The sequence below is a fragment of the Flavobacterium glycines genome, assembly GCF_900100165.1.
Lineage (GTDB): Bacteria > Bacteroidota > Bacteroidia > Flavobacteriales > Flavobacteriaceae > Flavobacterium > Flavobacterium glycines.
Map to the genome: position 1 here is coordinate 1,753,435 of NZ_FNEO01000001.1, position 21,639 is coordinate 1,775,073.

General features: G+C 34.1%; 17 protein-coding genes. 9 read left to right on the top strand and 8 right to left on the bottom strand.

Annotated features, from left to right (window positions below; all coding sequences use genetic code 11):
- Positions 1-63 precede the first annotated feature (63 nt).
- From BLR17_RS07080 to BLR17_RS07095, 4 genes are all read left to right on the top strand, one after another.
- Entirely contained in the window at positions 64-1,017 is a 954-nt protein-coding gene (locus BLR17_RS07080) for an AAA family ATPase (RefSeq protein WP_066324965.1), read from the top strand.
- Between the two features lie 316 nt (positions 1,018-1,333).
- The gene (locus BLR17_RS07085; RefSeq protein WP_066324962.1) at positions 1,334-4,105 is read left to right on the top strand and encodes a bifunctional aconitate hydratase 2/2-methylisocitrate dehydratase; all 2,772 of its coding nucleotides are present in this window, start codon (positions 1,334-1,336) and stop codon (positions 4,103-4,105) included.
- A 123-nt stretch (positions 4,106-4,228) separates the two neighbouring features.
- Positions 4,229-6,490 carry an aconitate hydratase gene (locus tag BLR17_RS07090; protein ID WP_066324960.1) on the top strand — a complete coding sequence of 754 codons (2,262 nt, stop codon included), beginning with the start codon at positions 4,229-4,231 and terminating at the stop codon, positions 6,488-6,490.
- A 224-nt stretch (positions 6,491-6,714) separates the two neighbouring features.
- Complete coding sequence (locus BLR17_RS07095) at positions 6,715-8,220, top strand: peptidoglycan endopeptidase (protein WP_066324958.1); 1,506 nt, start codon at positions 6,715-6,717, stop codon at positions 8,218-8,220.
- Positions 8,221-8,545: 325 nt separating this feature from the next.
- Here the strand turns inward: BLR17_RS07095 and BLR17_RS07100 are convergent, their stop codons facing one another.
- On the bottom strand, positions 8,546-9,946 hold the full coding sequence (locus BLR17_RS07100; RefSeq protein WP_066324956.1) for a Do family serine endopeptidase: 1,401 nt from the start codon (positions 9,944-9,946) through the stop codon (positions 8,546-8,548).
- Between the two features lie 135 nt (positions 9,947-10,081).
- On the opposite strand from BLR17_RS07100, the gene dapF reads away from it, so the two are divergent.
- The 5 genes from dapF to BLR17_RS07125 all read left to right on the top strand — a co-directional run bounded on the left by dapF (position 10,082) and on the right by BLR17_RS07125 (position 14,126).
- Positions 10,082-10,864 carry a diaminopimelate epimerase gene (gene dapF / locus BLR17_RS07105; protein WP_066324954.1) on the top strand — a complete coding sequence of 261 codons (783 nt, stop codon included), beginning with the start codon at positions 10,082-10,084 and terminating at the stop codon, positions 10,862-10,864.
- A gap of 19 nt (positions 10,865-10,883) precedes the next feature.
- A complete protein-coding gene (locus BLR17_RS07110) occupies positions 10,884-11,417 on the top strand; it encodes a GNAT family N-acetyltransferase (protein WP_066324952.1) in 534 nt (177 codons plus the stop codon).
- Positions 11,418-11,432: 15 nt separating this feature from the next.
- A complete protein-coding gene (gene mltG / locus BLR17_RS07115) occupies positions 11,433-12,473 on the top strand; it encodes an endolytic transglycosylase MltG (protein ID WP_066324949.1) in 1,041 nt (346 codons plus the stop codon).
- 56 nt (positions 12,474-12,529) lie between these two features.
- Entirely contained in the window at positions 12,530-13,390 is an 861-nt protein-coding gene (locus BLR17_RS07120; RefSeq protein WP_066324943.1) for a DUF2279 domain-containing protein, read from the top strand.
- A gap of 97 nt (positions 13,391-13,487) precedes the next feature.
- The gene (locus BLR17_RS07125; protein WP_083189183.1) at positions 13,488-14,126 is read left to right on the top strand and encodes a peptidoglycan-binding protein LysM; all 639 of its coding nucleotides are present in this window, start codon (positions 13,488-13,490) and stop codon (positions 14,124-14,126) included.
- A gap of 49 nt (positions 14,127-14,175) precedes the next feature.
- On the opposite strand, the gene BLR17_RS07130 is transcribed toward BLR17_RS07125, so the two are convergent.
- The 7 genes from BLR17_RS07130 to BLR17_RS07160 all read right to left on the bottom strand — a co-directional run bounded on the left by BLR17_RS07130 (position 14,176) and on the right by BLR17_RS07160 (position 21,637).
- On the bottom strand, positions 14,176-14,694 hold the full coding sequence (locus BLR17_RS07130; protein ID WP_066324934.1) for a hypothetical protein: 519 nt from the start codon (positions 14,692-14,694) through the stop codon (positions 14,176-14,178).
- Between the two features lie 61 nt (positions 14,695-14,755).
- Positions 14,756-15,286 carry a hypothetical protein gene (locus tag BLR17_RS07135; protein ID WP_066324932.1) on the bottom strand — a complete coding sequence of 177 codons (531 nt, stop codon included), beginning with the start codon at positions 15,284-15,286 and terminating at the stop codon, positions 14,756-14,758.
- Between the two features lie 882 nt (positions 15,287-16,168).
- Entirely contained in the window at positions 16,169-18,325 is a 2,157-nt protein-coding gene (gene scpA, locus BLR17_RS07140; RefSeq protein WP_066324930.1) for a methylmalonyl-CoA mutase, read from the bottom strand.
- A 33-nt stretch (positions 18,326-18,358) separates the two neighbouring features.
- Entirely contained in the window at positions 18,359-19,723 is a 1,365-nt protein-coding gene (locus tag BLR17_RS07145) for a methylmalonyl-CoA mutase subunit beta (protein WP_066324927.1), read from the bottom strand.
- A gap of 30 nt (positions 19,724-19,753) precedes the next feature.
- The gene (locus BLR17_RS07150; RefSeq protein WP_066324923.1) at positions 19,754-20,077 is read right to left on the bottom strand and encodes an FtsB family cell division protein; all 324 of its coding nucleotides are present in this window, start codon (positions 20,075-20,077) and stop codon (positions 19,754-19,756) included.
- 155 nt (positions 20,078-20,232) lie between these two features.
- Positions 20,233-20,841 carry a uridine kinase gene (gene udk / locus BLR17_RS07155; RefSeq protein WP_066324922.1) on the bottom strand — a complete coding sequence of 203 codons (609 nt, stop codon included), beginning with the start codon at positions 20,839-20,841 and terminating at the stop codon, positions 20,233-20,235.
- A gap of 151 nt (positions 20,842-20,992) precedes the next feature.
- Positions 20,993-21,637: a hypothetical protein gene (locus BLR17_RS07160; protein WP_066324920.1), complete on the bottom strand. Its 645-nt coding sequence runs from the start codon at positions 21,635-21,637 to the stop codon at positions 20,993-20,995.
- Between the last annotated feature and the right edge of the window lie 2 nt (positions 21,638-21,639).

Genomic DNA, 21,639 nt, shown 5'->3' on the forward strand with positions numbered 1-21,639 from the left:
ATAAAAGAGTTAGTTTTATGAATTCATAAAGTTGACTCTTTTTTAATTTAAAATAGTTTTAAAATGTCTGATGTTGCAGCAATACATAATTTAGTTCAAAAACGAGCACAATTAAAAAATGAAATAGCTAAAAAAATTGTTGGTCAGGAAGCCATTATAGATCAATTGTTGTTGTGTGTTTTTTCCGGAGGACATGCGCTTTTAGTAGGAGTTCCTGGTTTGGCTAAAACCTTAATGGTTAATACTATTTCGGAGGCTTTGGGACTTCAGTTTAAAAGAATTCAGTTTACACCGGATTTGATGCCGTCGGATATTTTAGGAAGTGAAATTCTGGATGAAAATCGACAGTTTAAATTTATAAAAGGACCGGTCTTTTCAAATATTATTTTGGCGGATGAAATTAATAGGACGCCACCTAAAACTCAGGCAGCTTTATTGGAAGCCATGCAGGAGCGTTCGGTGACTATTGCTGGTGTAAATCATAAATTAGATATGCCTTATTTTGTTTTGGCTACGCAAAATCCAATTGAGCAGGAAGGAACCTATCCTTTGCCGGAAGCGCAATTAGACCGTTTTATGTTTGCAGTAAAATTAGAATATCCTTCTTTTGAAGAAGAAGTTCAGGTGGTAAAAAGAACCACTTCTGATTCGGTTTATAAAATAAATCCATTGTTTACGGCTCAGGAAATTATAGATTTTCAGCATTTGATACGCCGAATTCCAGTTGCTGATAATGTGGTGGAATATGCTGTTACTTTGGTGGGGAAAACACGTCCGGATAGTAATTTAGCAACTGATTATGTTAAGAATTATTTGGATTGGGGGGCGGGTCCCAGAGCTTCTCAAAATTTGATTTTAGCTGCTAAAGCTCATGCAGCTTTTAATGGGAAATTTTCTCCTGATATTGAGGATGTGATTGCTGTAGCAACGCCGATATTAAGGCATAGAATTATAAAAAACTACAAGGCTGATGCCGAAGGAATTACAGAAGAAATCATCATCAATAAGTTGATTTAGCTTTTCTTTAGTGGTTTATTAGTGAGAAAATAACACGTTTCTATGTAACAACATGTTTTAAGTTTGTTAGAAAATAGTTTGGCTGTTTGTTAAATGTGTATAAAACAAGGGGGAAATTCCTTTTTTTGTTAATTTAAGACGTTTTGAGACTGCGTTTTTTCAATAATGAATCTTTTGCAAATTGAGGGGGATTAAATTTTTTTTTAATCTCGGCTTAAATAGCTAAATTTGCATCACAATTAAATAAAAAACACCTAAATACATGGCATTTGATTTTTAAATAATCAAGAAAATCAGCCTTTAACATTGAAATATTATGAATATTTATAACGATTACATCAAGGAAATCGAAGAAAGAAAAGCTCAGGGTCTTCATCCTAAGCCAATTGATGGTGCTGAATTACTAAGCGAAATCATCACGCAAATTAAAGACTTAGATAATGCGAACAGAGAAGATTCTCTACAGTTTTTTATTTATAATGCTTTACCGGGAACTACTCCTGCTGCTGGTGTTAAAGCTAAGTTTTTAAAGGAAATTATCCTTGGTGAATCTATAGTGGCCGAAATTACTCCTGATTTTGCTTTTGAATTATTGTCACACATGAAAGGTGGTCCTTCTATTGAAGTATTGCTGGATTTGGCTTTAGGTAATGATGCAGCTATTGCTCAACAAGCGGCTGATGTACTTAAAACTCAGGTTTTTCTTTATGAAGCAGATACAGATCGTTTGAAATCAGCTTATAATAGTGGAAATGCTATTGCTAAAGAAATATTAGAAAGTTACGCTAAAGCAGAATTTTTCACAAAACTTCCTGAAGTTGCTGAAGAAATTAAAGTGGTTACTTTTATCGCTGGTGAAGGAGATATTTCAACAGATTTACTATCTCCAGGGAACCAAGCGCACTCTCGTTCTGACCGTGAATTACACGGAAAATGTATGATTACTCCTGAAGCTCAAGAGGAAATCAAAGCTTTGCAAGCGCAACATCCAGATAAATCAGTAATGTTAATTGCTGAAAAAGGAACAATGGGAGTTGGATCATCTCGTATGTCTGGAGTTAATAACGTGGCGCTTTGGACAGGAAAACAAGCTAGTCCTTATGTTCCATTTGTGAATTTTGCTCCTATTGTTGGTGGTACAAATGGTATTTCTCCAATCTTCCTTACAACAGTTGATGTAACAGGAGGTATAGGGATTGACCTTAAAAACTGGGTTAAAAAAACAGATGCTGATGGAAATTTAGTTCGTAACGAAAGTGGTGAGCCAGTTTTAGAGCAAGCTTATTCTGTGGCTACAGGAACGGTTTTAACAATCAATACAAAAACAAAAAAATTATATAATGGAGACCAAGAGTTGATTGATATTTCAAGATCTTTCACTCCTCAAAAAATGGAATTCATTAAAGCAGGAGGCTCTTATGCTATTGTATTTGGTAAAAAATTACAAACATTTGCCGCTAAAACTTTAGGTGTTGAAGCTCCTGTGGTATTTGCTCCTTCAAAAGAGATTTCTCATGAAGGTCAAGGTTTAACAGCTGTTGAGAAAATCTTCAACAGAAATGCTGTAGGAACTACTCCAGGAAAAGTATTGCATGCTGGTTCTGATGTTCGTGTAACAGTTAATATTGTAGGTTCTCAGGATACTACAGGTTTAATGACTGCTCAGGAATTAGAGTCTATGGCTGCTACGGTAATTTCTCCTGTTGTTGATGGTGCTTACCAATCAGGATGTCACACAGCTTCAGTTTGGGATAAGAAAGCGCAGGCTAACATTCCTAAATTGATGAAATTCATGAACGATTTCGGATTGATTACAGCTCGTGACCCTAAAGGTATTTATCATTCAATGACTGACGTTATTCACAAAGTATTGAATGATATTACTATTGATGAGTGGGCTATTATTATTGGTGGAGATTCTCATACACGTATGTCTAAAGGTGTGGCTTTCGGTGCCGATTCAGGAACTGTTGCTCTAGCTTTAGCAACTGGTGAAGCTTCTATGCCAATTCCTGAATCAGTAAAAGTTACTTTCAAAGGAGACATGAAATCATACATGGATTTCCGTGATGTGGTTCACGCTACGCAACAACAAATGTTGAAGCAATTCGGTGGAGAAAATGTATTCCAAGGTAGAATTATCGAGGTTCATATTGGTACACTTACAGCTGACCAGGCGTTTACATTTACTGACTGGACTGCTGAGATGAAAGCAAAAGCTTCTATTTGTATTTCTGAAGACGAGACATTAATCGAATCTTTAGAAATTGCTAAAGGAAGAATCCAAATTATGATTGATAAAGGTATGGACAATGCTAAACAAGTGTTGAAAGGCCTAATCAATAAAGCTAATAAACGTATTGCTGAAATCAAATCTGGTGAAAAACCAGCTTTAACTCCGGATGCGAATGCTAAATATTATGCGGAAGTAGTGGTTGATTTAGATGTAATTGCTGAACCAATGATTGCTGATCCAGATGTTAACAACGCTGATGTTTCTAAGAGATATACTCACGATACTATCAGACCATTATCTTACTATGGTGGAGAGAAAAAGGTAGATCTAGGATTTATCGGATCTTGTATGGTTCACAAAGGAGATATGAAAATCCTTGCTCAAATGCTTAAAAATGTTGAGGCACAAAAAGGTAAGGTTGAATTTAATGCTCCTCTTGTAGTTGCTCCTCCAACATATAACATTGTTGATGAGTTGAAAGCTGAAGGTGACTGGGAAGTATTGCAAAGATATTCTGGTTTCGAATTTGATGATAATGCTCCAAAAGGTGCAGCTCGTACGGAATATGAAAACATGTTATATTTAGAGCGTCCAGGATGTAACCTTTGTATGGGTAACCAAGAGAAAGCTTCTAAGGGAGATACAGTAATGGCTACTTCAACACGTCTTTTCCAAGGTCGTGTGGTTGAGGATTCGGCTGAGAAAAAAGGTGAATCATTGCTTTCTTCTACTCCAGTTGTTGTACTTTCAACAATACTTGGAAGAACTCCAACAATTGAAGAATATACTAAAGCGGTTGAAGGAATTAACTTAACTAAGTTTGCTCCATCTCATAAATTGCTTGTAAAATAATCGTAAGATTAGTTAAATAATTCAAAAGCCTAAGTTAATTGACTTAGGCTTTTTTTATTGCTGTATTATTTTTTTGTAACTTGTATTGATTAATAAAATAACAAATAAAAATAAAGAAATCTTATGGCATTTGATATTGAAATGATAAAAAAAGTGTATGCAAACATGGCTTCCCGTGTTGATGCAGCACGTGAAAATGTTGGTCGTCCTCTTACACTAACTGAGAAAATTTTATATAGCCATCTTTGGGATGTGCAACCAAAAGTTGCCTATAAAAGAGGTGTAGATTATGTCGATTTTGCTCCGGATAGAGTAGCCTGTCAAGATGCAACAGCTCAAATGGCGTTATTGCAATTCATGCATGCCGGAAAATCAAAAGTAGCTGTTCCTACTACGGTGCATTGTGATCACTTAATTCAGGCAAAAGTAGGGGCTTCCACGGATTTGGCAGTGGCAAATACGCAATCTAAAGAAGTTTTTGATTTTCTTTCTTCAGTTTCTAATAAATATGGTATAGGTTTCTGGAAACCAGGGTCAGGGATTATTCATCAAATTGTTCTCGAAAATTATGCATTTCCCGGAGGAATGATGATTGGTACTGATTCACACACAGTAAATGCAGGTGGATTAGGTATGCTGGCAATTGGTGTTGGTGGTGCTGATGCAGTAGATGTGATGTCAGGAATGTCATGGGAATTAAAATTTCCTAAGTTAATTGGAGTGAAATTAACCGGAAAATTATCGGGTTGGACAGCTCCAAAAGACGTAATCTTAAAAGTAGCGGATATTCTTACTGTAAAAGGAGGAACTGGGGCTATTGTGGAATATTTTGGTGAAGGAGCTACTAATATGTCTTGTACCGGTAAGGGGACTATTTGTAATATGGGAGCTGAAATTGGTGCAACAACCTCTACTTTTGGCTATGATGATTCAATGAGGAGGTATTTAACAGCTACTGGACGTCAGGATGTTGTTGATGCTGCTGATAAAGTAGCGGCTTATTTAACTGCTGATTCTGAAGTTTACGCTAATCCGGAACAGTATTTTGATCAGTTAATTGAAATTAATCTTTCAGAATTGGAACCTCATATTAATGGACCTTTTACGCCTGACAGAGGTACTCCGGTTTCCCAAATGAAAGCCGAGGCTGAGGCTAATGGATGGCCATTAAAAGTGGAATGGGGATTAATAGGTTCCTGTACCAATTCTTCTTATGAAGATATGTCCCGTGCCGCCTCAATTGTTCGACAGGCCGTAGCATTGGGGGTAACTCCAAAAGCTGAATTTGGTATTAACCCAGGTTCTGAGCAAATTCGTTATACCATCGAAAGAGATGGTATTATCGCTGATTTTGAAAAAATGGGAACTAAAGTGTTTACTAATGCCTGCGGCCCATGTATCGGACAATGGGATAGGGCAGGAGCTGATAAAGGAGAGAAAAATACCATTGTACACTCGTTTAACCGTAATTTCTCAAAACGAGCTGATGGTAACCCGAATACCCATGCTTTTGTAACTTCTCCTGAAATGGTTGCGGCTTTAGCAATTTCAGGGAGATTGGATTTTAATCCTATTACAGATACGTTGATAAATGATAATGGGGAAGAAGTCAAATTGCAGGCTCCTGAAGGAGATGAATTGCCAAAAAGAGGATTTGATGTAGAAGATGCCGGATTTCAGGCTCCAGCGGAAGATGGTTCTAATGTGCAGGTAAATGTAAGTCCGACTTCAGATCGTTTGCAATTATTAGCTCCGTTTGAAGCCTGGGATGGTAAAAATATTACCGGAGCTAAATTGTTGATTAAAGCTTTTGGTAAATGTACTACCGATCATATTTCTATGGCTGGTCCATGGTTGCGCTATCGCGGACATTTGGATAATATTTCCAATAATATGCTGATTGGTGCGGTGAATGCTTTTACCCAAAATACCAATTCAGTAAAAAATCAGTTGACAGCTGCTTATGATACTGTACCTGCTGTGGCACGTGCTTACAAAGCTGCAGGAGTTCCTTCAATTGTTGTGGGAGATCAAAACTATGGAGAAGGTTCTTCACGTGAACATGCTGCCATGGAGCCACGTTTCTTAGGTGTGAAAGCGGTATTGGTAAAATCTTTTGCCCGTATCCATGAAACGAATTTAAAAAAACAAGGAATGTTAGCATTGACATTTGCTAATGAGGCTGATTACGATAAAATTCAGGAAGATGATACGATCAACTTTTTGGATTTAACCGAATTTGCTCCGGGAAAACCATTAACATTAGAGTTTGTACATACCGATGGCTCTAAGGATGTTATTATGGCTAATCATACTTATAATGAAAGTCAGATTGGCTGGTTTGTTGCGGGATCTGCATTAAATTTAATTGCTGCCGAAGCATAATTTATATTTTATTATAAAAAAATGCGTTCTGTTTAAACAGGGCGCTTTTTTTTTGCTTATATGCTAAAAAATGGCTTAAAGTGCTGTTAAAGTTGGGTTTATTGGTATTAAAATGTTAAATTCGCTTTTGTCAAGTTTTCGTTCTGGAAATAAGACTTTTTTTCGTGTTTGTTTTGCAAGGTTCTGGAAATGAAAGAACTGGTTTTCAAATTTAAAATTGTTTTATGAGGTGTAAGTTTTGGATTGTTTTATTGGTTCTGTTAGCTAAGTTGAATGGGTTTTCTCAGGAAAAATTCATTCAGCACGTAGTTGCTAAAGGTGAATCAATATCCAAAATTGCAGAACAATATAATGTGAAGTCAGCTGCTATTTATGAACTTAATCCTGATGCAAAGAAAGGAATAAAATTTAAAGAGGTTTTGCTGATACCTGTTGCTTCGTCTGTGAAAATTCAAAAAAAGAGTGCTAATGTAGTTGCGTCTTCTATTGTAGATGCAAAACAGGAACAGCATGTTATTTTGGCAAAAGAGACACTCTATGGAATTGCAAAGCAATATGGAGTTAAAGTTACCGAGTTATATGCAATTAATCCTTCTTTAGAAAATAAAGCATTAAAAGTGGGCGATGTAATTAATGTGCCGCTCATTGAAAAGAAAGAAGAAGTATTAGAAAATTTACCTAAAAAAGAGCTTGTAAAAACAGAAGTTAAGCCTGTAGTAAAAGCAGAGGTTAAACAAGAAATAAAAACTGAGGTTCCTCAAATTATTACTGAAAAGAAAGAAGTATTAGCTGTAGAGCAACCAAGTGTTAACGGAAATTTGATTAAAGAAGTTTTACCAAAAGAAACGCTTTATGGAATTGCCAAACAATATGGTGTTAGTGTAGCTGATATTGAAAAAGCTAATCCTATTTTAGCTACTAAAGCTTTAAGAATTGGTCAAAGTATTGTAATCCCAACTCAAAAAGCAGTTGTGGTTCAAGAAGAAAATGTTGTTGTGAGTAAAAAAGAAGTAGTACAGGAAGTAGATAATAAAAATACTGTTGTAGTTGAAATTGAAAAAAAATCAACTGAGAACAATAAAGACCTTAATGAAGAAGTAGAAATTACTCATGAAGTTTTGCCTAAAGAGACAAAATATGGAATTGCAAAAGCATTTGGGATTACTGTAAAAGAATTAGAAACACAAAATCCTAAAATTGCAAATAAACTTTTAGTAGGTGAAAAACTAACAATCCGTACCGCAAAATCAAATGTTAAATCGGCTGTAAAATATGATTTTACAGATAATAATGAGTTTGTAGGAGATGAAGGGGTGAATTATAGTATGAAATCGTATCAAGGGACTGACTTAATAGAGCAGTTGATTTGTACCGCTTCTGAAAATATAGGTGTTCGTTATAGATCAGGAGGTGTAACTAAAGATGGTTTTGATTGTTCCGGATTAATGTTTTCTACATTTGGAAGTTATGATATACAATTGCCTCGTTCTTCTATTGAGCAGGCACAAATTGGTACAAAAATTAATGCTGAAGAAGCAAAAAAAGGAGATTTGATTTTCTTTAAAACGAATGGAAGAAGCCGAATTAATCATGTAGGAATGGTGGTTGAAGTAGGAGAAGATGGTGAAATTAAATTCATTCATGCTTCAACAAGTAGTGGCGTAATTATTTCTTCGACAAAAGAGGAATATTATAGTAAGAGAGTAACTCAAATCAATAGAGTTTTATAGTAACGAAAATTTATTAAGTATAAGTCAAAACGTCTTTTTTAAGGCGTTTTTTTTGTGCTCAGTATTTGGGGTTTTATTCTTGTCAAGTGGAAACGAAACGGTTTGGTTTTCCTTTGAATAAGAAGGATTTTTGAGGTTAATTCAGTTTTTTTTGCATCAACAATAGTCATTTGCATTAGATATAATTGACTGTACCAGTATAGATTTTTGTTACTTATTTGTTTAAAAATAACGCAAAGTCTATTCGTTTCCTGAAGTGGTATTATAAATAAAAAGCCAGTAAAATAATTTACTGGCTTTTGCTGATTTTTGAAGTTGAAAAATATTAAATGATAATTCGAATAATCTCTCCGTTTTTGTTTATCATTTCTATACGTACACTTTGTTGATCGTCCTTACTATTTAAAAGTTTAGAAGCGCTTTCAATATCTTTGATTTTTACGTTATCAATGCTTAAGATAATGTTGCCTTGCAGTTCATCAGCGTATTGGCTTAAATTTTCATTGTTAATTGATTTGATTTTTACACCATAATCAACACGGAATTTCTTTTTGTCGGCTGGTGTAATATTTTCTAATTCGATTCCTTTGAATTCAGCACTAAAAAATTCATTTTTACTCAGAGTTACAGGAACAGTTTTAGTTTGGTTCTCTCTGATGATAGTTACAGCTACTTTGTCATTTGGTCTTTTGGTATTAATGTAGCCTGTAAGGTCTGCAAATGAAGTTACGTTTTGATTGTCTATTTTTACAATAACATCTCCTGTTTTCAAATTGGCTTTTTCAGCACCGGAATTTTTTTGAACACTTTGGATATAAACTCCTTCAGTTTGTGTAACTCCGTATTTTTTTGATGCTGTTGCATTTAGCTCGCCTCCTGTAACGCCTAAAATTCCACGTTGTACATTACCAAATTGCATAATGTCTTCAATGATTTTTCGGGCAAGGTTTGATGGAACTGCGAATGAATACCCCACATAAGAACCTGTCATAGAAGTAATCATAGTGTTGATTCCGATTAAATCACCCCTGGTATTTACTAAGGCTCCTCCACTGTTTCCTGGGTTTACGGCAGCATCAGTTTGAATAAAAGATTGAATGTCATTGTTTCCTAAGTTTCTGGCTTTAGCAGATACAATTCCGGCGGTAACTGTCGATGTAAGGTTGTATGGATTACCTACAGCGAGTACCCATTCACCAACTTTTACAGCATCAGAATTTCCAAAGGACGAATAAGGTAATTTTTCATCAGCATCAATTTTTAAAAGAGCAATATCCATTTTAGAATCGGTACCAATGAGTTTTGCTTTATAAGACTTTTTGTTGTTCAAGGTAATTTCGATTTCCGAAGCGTCCTTAATTACGTGATTGTTAGTGACAATATATCCGTCTTCGGAAATGATTACACCTGAACCGGTTCCTACTTGTTCCTGAGACTGTCCACCTCTGTAACCATAGAAAAATTCCATAATTGGGTCACTTATTTTTTGGTGTGAAACATTTTTTACGTGAACTACAGTATGGATTGTTTTGTCGGCTGCTTCGGTAAAGTCTAATACATCCGGCGATAAGCCCACTCTTTTCGTGTAGGCATCGGAAGCCAAAGTCGTTAACGTTTTTCTGTCATTCGAAAAATAACCATTTTCGTCAAATAATAATTTATAAGCGCCAAGTGTAGTGGCTCCACTTAAAAGGGATACTAAAAATAGATTTGAAAATCGGTTCATAATAGCAGTTATTTTAGTTATTTAGTAGAGTAAATTTATAGCGAAAAATGAATGTTAAAAAACACTTTAACGCTGTTTAACAATGATTAACATTTCGTTAATAGTTCGTACTTTTGTAAAACTAATTAATAAGTAATGCAAATACAATTTTATAAATATCAGGGAACGGGAAATGATTTTGTGATTATTGATAATCGTACCAATTTTTTTCCAAAAGAAGATACAAAACTGATTGCACGTCTTTGTGACAGACGATTCGGAATAGGAGCTGACGGTTTGATGCTGCTTGAAAATGATTCTGAAACCGATTTTAAAATGGTTTATTACAATTCTGACGGAAATCAAAGTACCATGTGTGGAAATGGCGGAAGATGTTTGGTAGCTTTTGCGAAACAATTAAACGTAATTGGTGATACTACTTCTTTTAATGCTGTAGATGGATTGCATCATGCTTCGGTGGATAAAGACGGAATTGTTTCTTTACAAATGATTGATGTAGACGGAATAAAAATAAATCCGGATTACAGTTTTTTAAATACAGGTTCGCCGCATCATGTGCAATTAGTAGATGATTTGGAGCATTATAATGTAAAAGAAAACGGAGCAGCCATTCGTTATGGAGAATTGTATGGCAAAGCAGGAAGTAATATCAATTTTGTCAAAAAAATAGACGATTCCACTTTTGCACTTCGAACTTATGAGCGCGGGGTAGAAGATGAAACCCTGGCTTGCGGAACCGGAGCAACGGCTGCTGCTATTGCAATGAATGCTACCGGGCAAACGGATTTGACGTCTATTAACATGAATGTTGAAGGCGGAAAATTATCGGTTTCTTTCAAAAAAGAAGGCAATAAATATGTTGATGTTTTTCTGAATGGTCCGGCAAAATTTGTTTTTGAAGGCACTATAGAAATATAATTAAATTCCTCACTTCTCAATGCTTACATTAAAAGGAGATTCTATTTATTTGCGTGCTCTTGAGCCTGATGATTTAGAATTTATCTATACTATAGAAAACGATGAAAACATTTGGGAAGTGAGTAATACTCAAACTCCTTACAGCCGATTTCTCATTCGGCAGTATCTTGAAAATGCCCATCAGGACATTTATGAAGCCAAGCAATTGCGTTTAGCAATTTGTCAGGACGAAGATTTTCCGGCCTTAGGTTTGATTGATTTGTTTGATTTTGATCCTAAGAACAACAGAGCGGGAATTGGAATTCTGATACATAGTGTAGCTAACAGAAATCTAAAGTTAGGTTCTGAAGCTTTAGGACTTTTAATCAATTATTCTTTTAAGCATCTTAATTTGCATCAATTGTATGCAAATATTGGTTTAGAAAATGAAGCAAGTATAGCACTTTTTACTAAATTTGGCTTTCAGTGTATAGGTGTCAAAAAAGATTGGAATCTTATTAACGGAGTATATCAAGACGAAGCCATCTATCAATTAATTAACCCCCAATTTTAAAAAATTAGCTTTATAATGAGCACAAAAAAGATTATTTCAATCATTTCCATTGTTGTTATTAGTGGATTGATTATTTATGGATTTGTTTTGATAGGACAAATCTTTTCAAATAACACTAAGTTTTCTCAAGACGAAGTATATGTTCATGTTCCAACCGATGCCAGTTATGAGCAGGTTTTGGATTCGTTGACTCCTTATGTGACTAATTTGGAACGTTTTGAAATGGTAGCCAGTAAAATGAGTTATCCTGAAAATGTAAAATCAGGGCGTTTTTTGTTAACTAAAGGAATGAACAGTTACGAATTAGTGAAAGCCATGCGAAGTAATATTCCGGTGAAATTAGCTTTTAATAATCAGGAGCGAATTGAGAATTTGGCAGGTCGTGTGGGTTCTCAAATTGAAGCAGATAGTGCTTCTTTGATGAAATCTTTTAAGGATTCTATCTTTTTAAAAGAAAATGGTTTCACCGAAGAAAATGTATTGGCAATGTTTATTCCAAATACTTATGAAGTGTATTGGAATACTTCGGCTGTGAAATTCAGAGATAAAATGATTAAGGAATATCGTAATTTTTGGAATAATGAACGTGTTGCTAAAGCTAAAAAGCAAGGTTTAACACCAACTGAAGTAACTATTCTGGCTTCTATAGTACATAAAGAATCGGTTAAAAAAGATGAAAGACCAAGAATTGCAGGTGTTTATTTGAACCGATTGAGAGCAGGAATGCCTCTTCAGGCCGACCCGACAGTTATTTTTGCTAAAAAGAAAAAGGATAACGATTTTAATCAGGTTATTAAGCGTGTTTTCTATAACGATTTGTTTTTGAATTCTCCTTATAACACTTATAAAGTGGTTGGACTTCCTCCTGGACCTATTGCTATGCCTGATATTACGGCCTTAGAAGCTGTTTTAAATCCGGAAAAGAATGATTTTATTTATTTCTGTGCCAGTACTGATCGTTTTGGATACCATGAATTTGCAGCTACTTTAGCAGAGCACAATGTAAATGCTAAAAAATATGCGGATTGGGTAAATGCTCAGGGAATTAAAAGATAGTTTTGAAGTGTAAAAGTATTTTATTCCTGAGTTTGTTGCTTACAATTTCAAATTGTATGGCTCAAAGTAGAATACAATCTTTTTTAAAACCTTCGGATACTTTAAATATAAAAAGACAAAAAGCTGTTTTCGTTTCGGAAGCAGCTTTTTCTGCTATAAGCTTAATCGGTTTGAACCAGTTGTGGTATGCAGATTATCCTCGTTCTCAATTTCATTTTATTAATGATAACGAAGAATGGTTGCAAATGGATAAGTTAGGACATTTATATTCTTCTTATCATTTAGGGCGTTTGGGAAGTGAAATGTTGCAGTGGAGTGGAGCCAGTCCTGAAAAGCAATTAGTTTATGGCGCCGGCTTGGGATTTGCTTTTTTGACAGCTGTAGAAGTTTTAGACGGCTTTTCTTCTCAGTGGGGAGCTTCATCCGGAGATGTGATTGCTAATGCGACAGGAACGGCTTTATACGTTTCCCAACAATTACTTTGGAAAGAGCAACGAATTACCCCCAAATTTTCATTTCATACTACACGATTTGCAGCATACCGTCCAGAAGTTTTAGGGAGTAGTTTTTCTGAGCAAATTTTAAAAGATTATAATGGACAAACCTATTGGTTATCGGCTAATTTGAAATCGTTTTTTAAGGAGACAAAAATTCCAAAAATTTTGAATATTGCAATTGGTTACGGAGCGGATGGAATGTTGACTGGAAAAGGAGAAAATTCTGTAATTATTACAGGTGAAAATCAGCTGAAATCACGACAATTTTACCTGAGTTTAGATCTTGATTTGACAAAAATTGAGACGAAATCCCATTTTTTGAAGACTTTTTTTTCTGTTTTTTCCGTTTTAAAAATTCCTGCTCCCACACTTGAATACTCTGTTGCTAAGGGGGTTAAGGGACATGTTTTGTATTTTTAAAATGCATTAATTGATTGATTTTCAGGTTTTATGAAAAAAGTTGTATCTTTGCGCAGTGAAATTTCTGAATGTGACAGGTTTAGAAGAAATTCAATTTATGATAAAAAAATGGCATTTTTACACCAGTTTAACTGTAATAATTCTATTCCTGAGTTACAGTTTTAAACCACTTAGATTAGAAGAAAATGAGTGGTTCTTGAGGGGAAATGTTGAAGGGGCAAAATACCAGTTTCCTTCATTAGCACAAGAAACTTATTCCGGTTTAACTATTCCTTTTACAGGGAATTTATTCATCGGTTTTAAAGAAGCAATCGGATTTAGAGAATCCGAAAACAAGTACAAAAAAGTAAATTCGTTAGGGTATTTAGGGAAATACCAATTTGGTAACGAAACTTTAAGGTCTATTGGGATTCATGATACTGAAAAATTCTTAAGAAGTCCTAAACTGCAAGAAAAAGCCTTTGTTGCTTTACTATCCAAAAACAAATCTATTTTAAAGGACATTATTGAGAAATACGACGGAAAAGTTGTAGGTGGTATTTTGATAACCGAATCAGGTATTCTGGCTGCAGCCCATCTTGGTGGTGCGGGTTCTGTTAAAAGATATTTTAAAAATAACGGAAGAAAATACATTAAAGATGCTTATGGAACTTCAGTACGTAGTTATTTGAAAGCATTTGGAGGTTATGATACTTCATTTATCGAACCTAATGTAAATGCAGTAGTTACACTTTAATTTGAAACTTTTAAAAAGTAAAGGCGTCTTAAGACGCCTTTTTTTATTTTCAAGTTTTGAAGATTTCGCCATTTGGACGAATTTTTAATCTTATTATTTTTTTCTCTTTTTTTAGTTTAACATTGTAATGTTTTTTGATAATATCACCTTCTTTTTGGGCGTATATGTATTTGTCATCAACAATTGACCAATCAGGATAGTTTTTATATATGGAATAGATTACCGCATTGGGAAGTTTTACATTTTTATAATTTTCAACAACACGCATTAATTTTCCATGTTCATTATAAGTTGCAGCTAAAGAGTTATTATCTGTATTCATAATAAGTAAGTATACCTCAGATCCTTTAATATCCTTTCCCATGTCATAGGCCACAAATTCTTCCTGTAATTTTAAGATATTCTTATCGGGATTTTTGTCGGGTATATAAATAGAAAAGTCGGTTCCAATTCTTCTGATAACTACAGATGGTAACTCTTTAATGTCTATTGCGCCTTCTTCCTTCTCTTGAGAGAAAGCCGGAAGTATCAAACCAAAAAATAAAAAAATAGTAATAATTGATTTCATCTGTCCCTGTTTTAAATTATGGACTAATAGGATTAGAATATTTTTATTGAATAGAGGAGTTTTATTTCTCTTTTACGATATCTCCATTTGCATGAACAGTTAACATACGTGTTTTGTCATCTTTTTTTATTGTTAGAAGATATTGTTTTTTTAATATATCTCCTTCTCTTTGAGTATACAAGTATTTATTATTAACTATTTTCCATTCCGGGTAGGCTTTGTATGTAGAATATATTACTTCTTTCGGAAGTCTAATACCTTTGTAATTTTCCACAACCCCTAATAATTTTCCTTTACTATTATACTTTGCAGCTAATGTGCCGGAATTTGCTTCTAATACTAACAGATAATTTTCATATTGTTCGTAATCTTTCCCAATGTCATAAGCTATGAATTTTTTTTGTAATTCTCTGACATCTTTATCCGGGTGATTATCTGGGAGATATATTGAAAAAGCTTCTCCGGCATTTTTAATAACTACAGCTGGTAATTCATCTGTGTTTATGATGTCTGTTTCTTTTTGTGTTGTATCTTGAGAGTAAGAAGAAATACTTGACCCTAAGAAAAGCAAAGTGATAATAAATGTTTTCATCTTTTTTTTGTTTAAATTAATATTCCTTTTTAGGTTAATGTATGCAATTAAAAGATTTGGTTTTTTACTTCGGGGTTGAAGATGAATTGTTCAGTTTTTTTCTTTTTTATTTGGAGTTACAATTGTTATTTGAGGATTGCTCCTTTTTTGACAATACAAAAAATAATCACTTACAATAGTTCAATAGATTAATTTTTATAAATGGACAAAAAACTTTATTAAGTGATTTACATTTTTGTATTTTATAATGCATGAATTAGTTTGCCTTTTTCATTATAAGTTACTACTAAAGAGTCGTCTTATTGTTTCGGGATTATAAAAGAATTATGCGGTTTTTATAATCTATACCAATTTGATAAAGAATGAATTATTCTTGTAATTTTCTTAAGTTTTTTTCTGGAATCTTGTTGGGTAAAATATATTTAAAAATAGGGCCAACAATCTTAATTTTAATAGTTGGGATATTTTTAATATTAATAATAGCATCGTAATCTGTATCAATTTCAATTTTATATTAATCAAAATGCAATACAGATTATTCTAAGACCAATAATATTATGAGAATTTTTTCATAATATTTATTTCAATTATAATAATTATCTGAGTTAAATTTCAAGGCTTACTATTACTTCCCCTTTTTATTTTTACATTATTATTAATTCTATATAATAGTTAGGGTTTTTAAGCGAAAAAAATTAAATTTTTGTAGTATTAAAGATAGTATTTTTTGTCTTGATAATCAATTGTTTGTAGGATTGTTTTTTAATAAAATAGTTTTTTTATTGTATTCAATATTTGGAAAAATAATTATTGAATAGATTATTTGTATAAAATATACTGATTAAAAAGTTATACTATTGTTTTTGTTATCACTTTTAAGTACTATTCTTCCAATAGAAAGTCCAGAATTTTGATTGCTATTTTGCTAATATTGGTTCCTGGACCAAACACAGCTGCGGTTCCGGCATCAAATAAGTATTGATAATCTTGAGTAGGGATAACGCCGCCTACAACGACCATAATGTCTTCACGTCCTAGTTTTTTTAGTTCTTCTATGACTTGTGGGACCAATGTTTTGTGTGACGCAGCAAGAGAAGATATGCCTAAAATGTGGACATCATTTTCCATTGCTTGTTTAGCTGTTTCAGCAGGAGTTTGAAATAGTGGGGCAATATCAACATCAAAACCAATATCGGCAAAGGCTGTTGCTACTATTTTTGCTCCTCTGTCGTGACCGTCTTGTCCCATTTTGGCAATCATAATTCTTGGGCGTCGGCCTTCCTTTTTGGCAAAAGTATTAGCTAATTGTTTAGCTTTTTCAAAACTCTTATTTTGTTTGATTTCTTTACTATACACACCACTAAACGATTTAATTTGTGCTTTATGTCTTCCAAATACAGTTTCTAATGCCTGACTAATTTCACCTAAAGTAGCTCTTTCTCTTGCCGCTTCAATAGCTAATTCCAGTAAATTTCCATTTCCAGTTTGCGCGCAAAGTCTAATTTTTTCTAAGCTTTCATTTACTTTTAAAGTATTTCGTTTCGCTTTGACTTGATTAAGTCGTTCTAATTGTTGGTTACGAACTTTTTCAATATCAATGTCTAGGATATTTAAAGGTACTTCTTTTTTGGCTTGAAATTTATTAACTCCTATAATTATATCTTGTTCACTGTCTATGCGAGCTTGTTTTCGGGCTGAGGCTTCTTCAATTCGTAGTTTTGGAATCCCTGTAGCCAGCGCTTTGGTCATTCCGCCAAGTGATTCTATTTCTTGAATATGTTTCCAGGCTTTTTCTGCAATTTCATTCGTCAGTGATTCAATATAGTAGCTTCCGCCCCAAGGGTCAACGGTTTTAGTGATTTTAGTTTCTTCTAATAAATACAATTGAGTATTTCGGGCTATTCTTGCCGAAAAGTCGCTTGGCAATGCCATGGCTTCATCCAAAGCATTAGTATGAAGTGATTGGGTTCCGCCAAATACAGCAGCACTGGCTTCAATACAGGTTCGGGCTACATTGTTAAACGGATCCTGAGCGGTTAAACTCCAGCCGCTGGTTTGACAATGGGTTCTCAGTCTCAGTGAATCGTTATTTTTGGGATTAAAAGCTTTGATTAGTTTGGTCCAAATCATTCTGGCAGCCCTCATTTTGGCAATTTCCATAAAATGATTCATTCCTATTCCCCAAAAAAAGGATAATCGTGGTGCAAATTCGTCAATTTTCATTCCTGTTGAAAGTCCGGCTCTTACGTATTCCAAGCCATCGGCTAGAGTGTAGGCCAGTTCAATATCGGCGGTTGCTCCTGCTTCCTGCATGTGGTAGCCGGAAATAGAAATGGAGTGGAATTTGGGCATTTTTTTGCTGATATATTCAAAAATAGCAGCAGTGATTTTCATTGAAGCTTCCGGTGGGTAGATGTAAGTGTTGCGCACCATAAACTCTTTCAGAATATCATTTTGTATGGTTCCCGAAAGTTGTTCTGCTTTGACACCCTGTTCCTCAGCAGCTACAATATAAAATGCCATTATAGGTAAAACGGCTCCGTTCATGGTCATCGAAACCGACATTTTATCCAATGGGATTTGGTCGAATAATATTTTGAAATCCTCTACGGTATCAATGGCAACACCCGCTTTTCCCACATCGCCTTGTACACGTTCGTGATCCGAATCATAACCGCGATGTGTAGCCAAATCAAAAGCTATGGAAAGTCCTTCCTGACCTGCCTTGAGGTTTTTTTTGTAAAAAGCATTGCTTTCTTCAGCTGTAGAAAAACCGGAATACTGACGAATGGTCCACGGTTTTTGAACATACATTGTCGTATGGGGACCACGTAAATAGGGTGGAAATCCAGCAGCAAAATCCAAATGCTCCAGATTTTCAATATCTTTTTCAGTATAGTTTTGTTTGAGTTCGATTCCTTCGGCTGTGACAAAATTATCGGCTGCCGAATTTTCTTTTGCAAAAGTAAATTCGAAACTGCTATCAGTTCCTGAATTTTCAGTTTTTAGTTGGATATGTCTGAGATCTTTTCGAATCATTTGGGTGTTTTTTGATTATTGATTTCGTTTCGATTATTCGGAAGCCAGACGTTCCTGTTCAATTTTTTCTGCCAGACGTTTTTCAATAATTGGTGTAATCAGCGTTTTTCGGGGTTTAATTTTTACAAAAGGATACAACTCAATGTTGTCTTTCATTCTGTCTTTTGGATTCTGATATTTGTTAGTTCCAATAAGAACTTCTTTATTTGAATCAAAAAGCTGTTGTTCTTTATCGGCGCTTTCCTGAATTTTTCTTTTGATAATGCCCTCGTTCAATTGTTTCAGAAATCCGCCATTGGCTTCGATTTCTTTGAATAAATGAAGTGCTTTTTCGGCTAATTGCTGCGTTAGTGTTTCAATGTAATAACTGCCGTCAGCCGGATTGTTTACTTTGTCGAAATAGCTTTCGTTTTTCAGAATCAGCAATTGATTTCGGGCGATTCTGTCTCCAAATTCATTGTTTTTATGGTAAATGGCATCATAAGGCAAATTGGCAATCGCATCGGCACCACCCAGAATTCCGGACATACATTCGGTCGAGGTACGCAACATATTGATATTGTAATCATACAAAGTTTTGTTGCGTTTTGTAGGCGTTAGTAAAAGATGACAATCGCTGTCATGATAATATTCTTTGGCAATCAATTGGAATAGTAATCGCAGCGCACGCAGTTTTGCAATTTCAAAAAAGTAATTGCTTCCCACGCTAACTTCAAAAACAATCGCCTGATGTATGGTCGGGATTCGGTTTAAATATTCATTGGCATGAGCCAGACTGTAAGCAATTTGCTGTACCATATTTGCTCCTGCATTTTGATATAATGCAGCATTGATACTAATTAGTGAGTTTTCTCTGGTTGTTTTAGAAAGTAAACGCAGCGTTTCAAAATTGTCTTTTTCTTTAGTTGAAAACCAATTTCCTTCTTTGGCTAATTGCCCAATAGGATCCAGATTATAAAATACCTTCGCTTTTTTCTGAGTAACAATAGTATCGATTTTTGAAATATAATCAACCGATAAAAATTTTAGATCAAAATAAATGGGAGTGTTTTCTAAAGGCAGTTTTTCAAGGAGTTTTTCGATGTTGACCGATTCGTTGTTGATGGTAAATCGTATGCTTTCAGCTCCTCTTTGTAGCGAATCCAGAGCTCTTTCTATTGATTTTTCGATATCAAAAACAAAGATGTTTTGGCAGATTGTAAAATTGGTAGTACGATTTGGTGCAACAGCGGTTTGACTAAAATCGTCGTTATGATAAAAAGGTCGGACTTTAATGTCTTCGGGCGAATTCCATACTAAATTTTCGGTGTAATCGGCTCCATCCAATTCGAATTGGATCTTTTGTTTCCATTGTTTGGATGAAACAGCATCAAATTCTTCGAATAGAGGAGTAGCCATTTTAGTTTGATTTTAATAATTCAGGATTTATTACTTTTTTTCAATCGTGTCGCCTTCAAATTCAATGATGTAAATATCCTCGCTGTCTTTTTTCATAAAGTATTTTTCGCGGGCATATTTTTCTATTTGTTCAGGATTTTTGAGCTGTTTAATCTGGGCTTCGTCTTTTTTAATTTCTCCCTGATAATAGTTTTTATTGTCTTCTAATTCTTCAATCTGATTGTCTAAAACACGATGGTCAAAATAAGAATAATTGTCCAGAAATAGCATCCAAACAATGAAAAATAATAAGGACCAAATGTATTTGTTGCTTAAAAATTGAAACCAGGCTTTGTCTTTATAGGGGTTTTTCATTAGTTGTTTTTTGTATCGGATAAATAGTTTTACTTCTTTTTTATTTAGATTTCGACTCCCGAAATTTAGGGACAGCCGGATAAAATAAATATGATGGGTTTTGGAAAATTATACTTAAAATAATAACATCAAACGTATATAAATTTACAATAAAATTATAGAATTTTTTGATTTATTACCGTGCGAAGCATATCTATAGCTACGGTGTTGTATTTGTTGTTCGGGATAATAATATCAGCAAATGTTTTTGTAGGCTCAATAAATTGTTCATGCATGGTTTTTAGAGTTTTTTGATAGCGGTTTAAAACTTCGTCCATATCACGACCGCGTTCGGCAATATCTCTTTTTAATCTGCGAATGAGTCTTTCGTCAGCGTCAGCGTGTACATAGATTTTAATATCAAATAAATCTCTTAATTCAGGATGAGCCAAAATTAAGATACCCTCTACAATCATTACTTTTCTGGGATGGGTGCTAACAGTGTCCTCTGTGCGGTTGTGGGTTACAAAGGAATAAACGGGCTGATGGATTATTTTTCCTGCTTTTAGTTCTTTAAGATGCTCTACCAATAATTCAAAATCAATGGCTCTTGGATGATCAAAATTGATTAAAGCACGCTCGTCATAACTTAGGTTTGTGGTTTTTTTATAATAGGAATCCTGAGAAATAACAGCTACTTCGGCTTCCGGTAATTCATTCATGATTTGGTGAACCACCGTTGTTTTTCCACTTCCTGTTCCGCCTGCAATTCCAATAATGAGCATAAAATGGTTTTGTTTTATTAGTATAACAAAAATAGGAATTTAATTGGGAGTAGGTTTTGGTTTTGGGGTGAAATGTTGCCGGGTTTTTAACAGGGGGCTTTAGCCAATTTGTGTTTTTTAAAATAAAAGGTTTTCAGCGATAGTTGTTTTTTTATTTAATTTTATCGGGATTTTCTTTTGTATAATACCACCCATTCAAAAAAATTATTAAAATTTCTGTTATGTGGTCAATACATTGAATAGCTTCTATTTTTAAATTTTCATCAATTTCGTTATCTTTTTTTGAAAAGGAAAATTGCATTGTTCTTTTGTTTGAATCGACAGATTTAATCGAGTTAAAAATATGTTTATTACTAAAATGGACGTATCCAGATGATTGTTTATATACATTAGTAATCCAAGGGTATTCTTCATTTAAAAGATTTCTGAGATACCAATCTTTCATTAGTTTACCATTTTTATCTTTTAATGTGTCTATTTGGATGCCATCAATAACTTTTGTAGCAAAATCGTGTGGGTCATCTACAATCCATGAAGCAGAGAATCGGATTACATTATCCAAATGACATCTAACTAGATGAGAAGCTGCAATAAAATTTTCATCTTTTAATAATGTTGTAAATCCAAAAATTAACTTTAGTGATCTGTTAATTATTGCATTAGATAAAAAGTCCAAGGGATAAAAATTTCCAGAATTAAGTTTTTTAGCAATGTCTAAAAGTTGAGATTCTTTAGATTCTAATTTTTTAATTTCTTCACCTAAATTTTTTGATATTAATTTTTGAGATTTATACATAA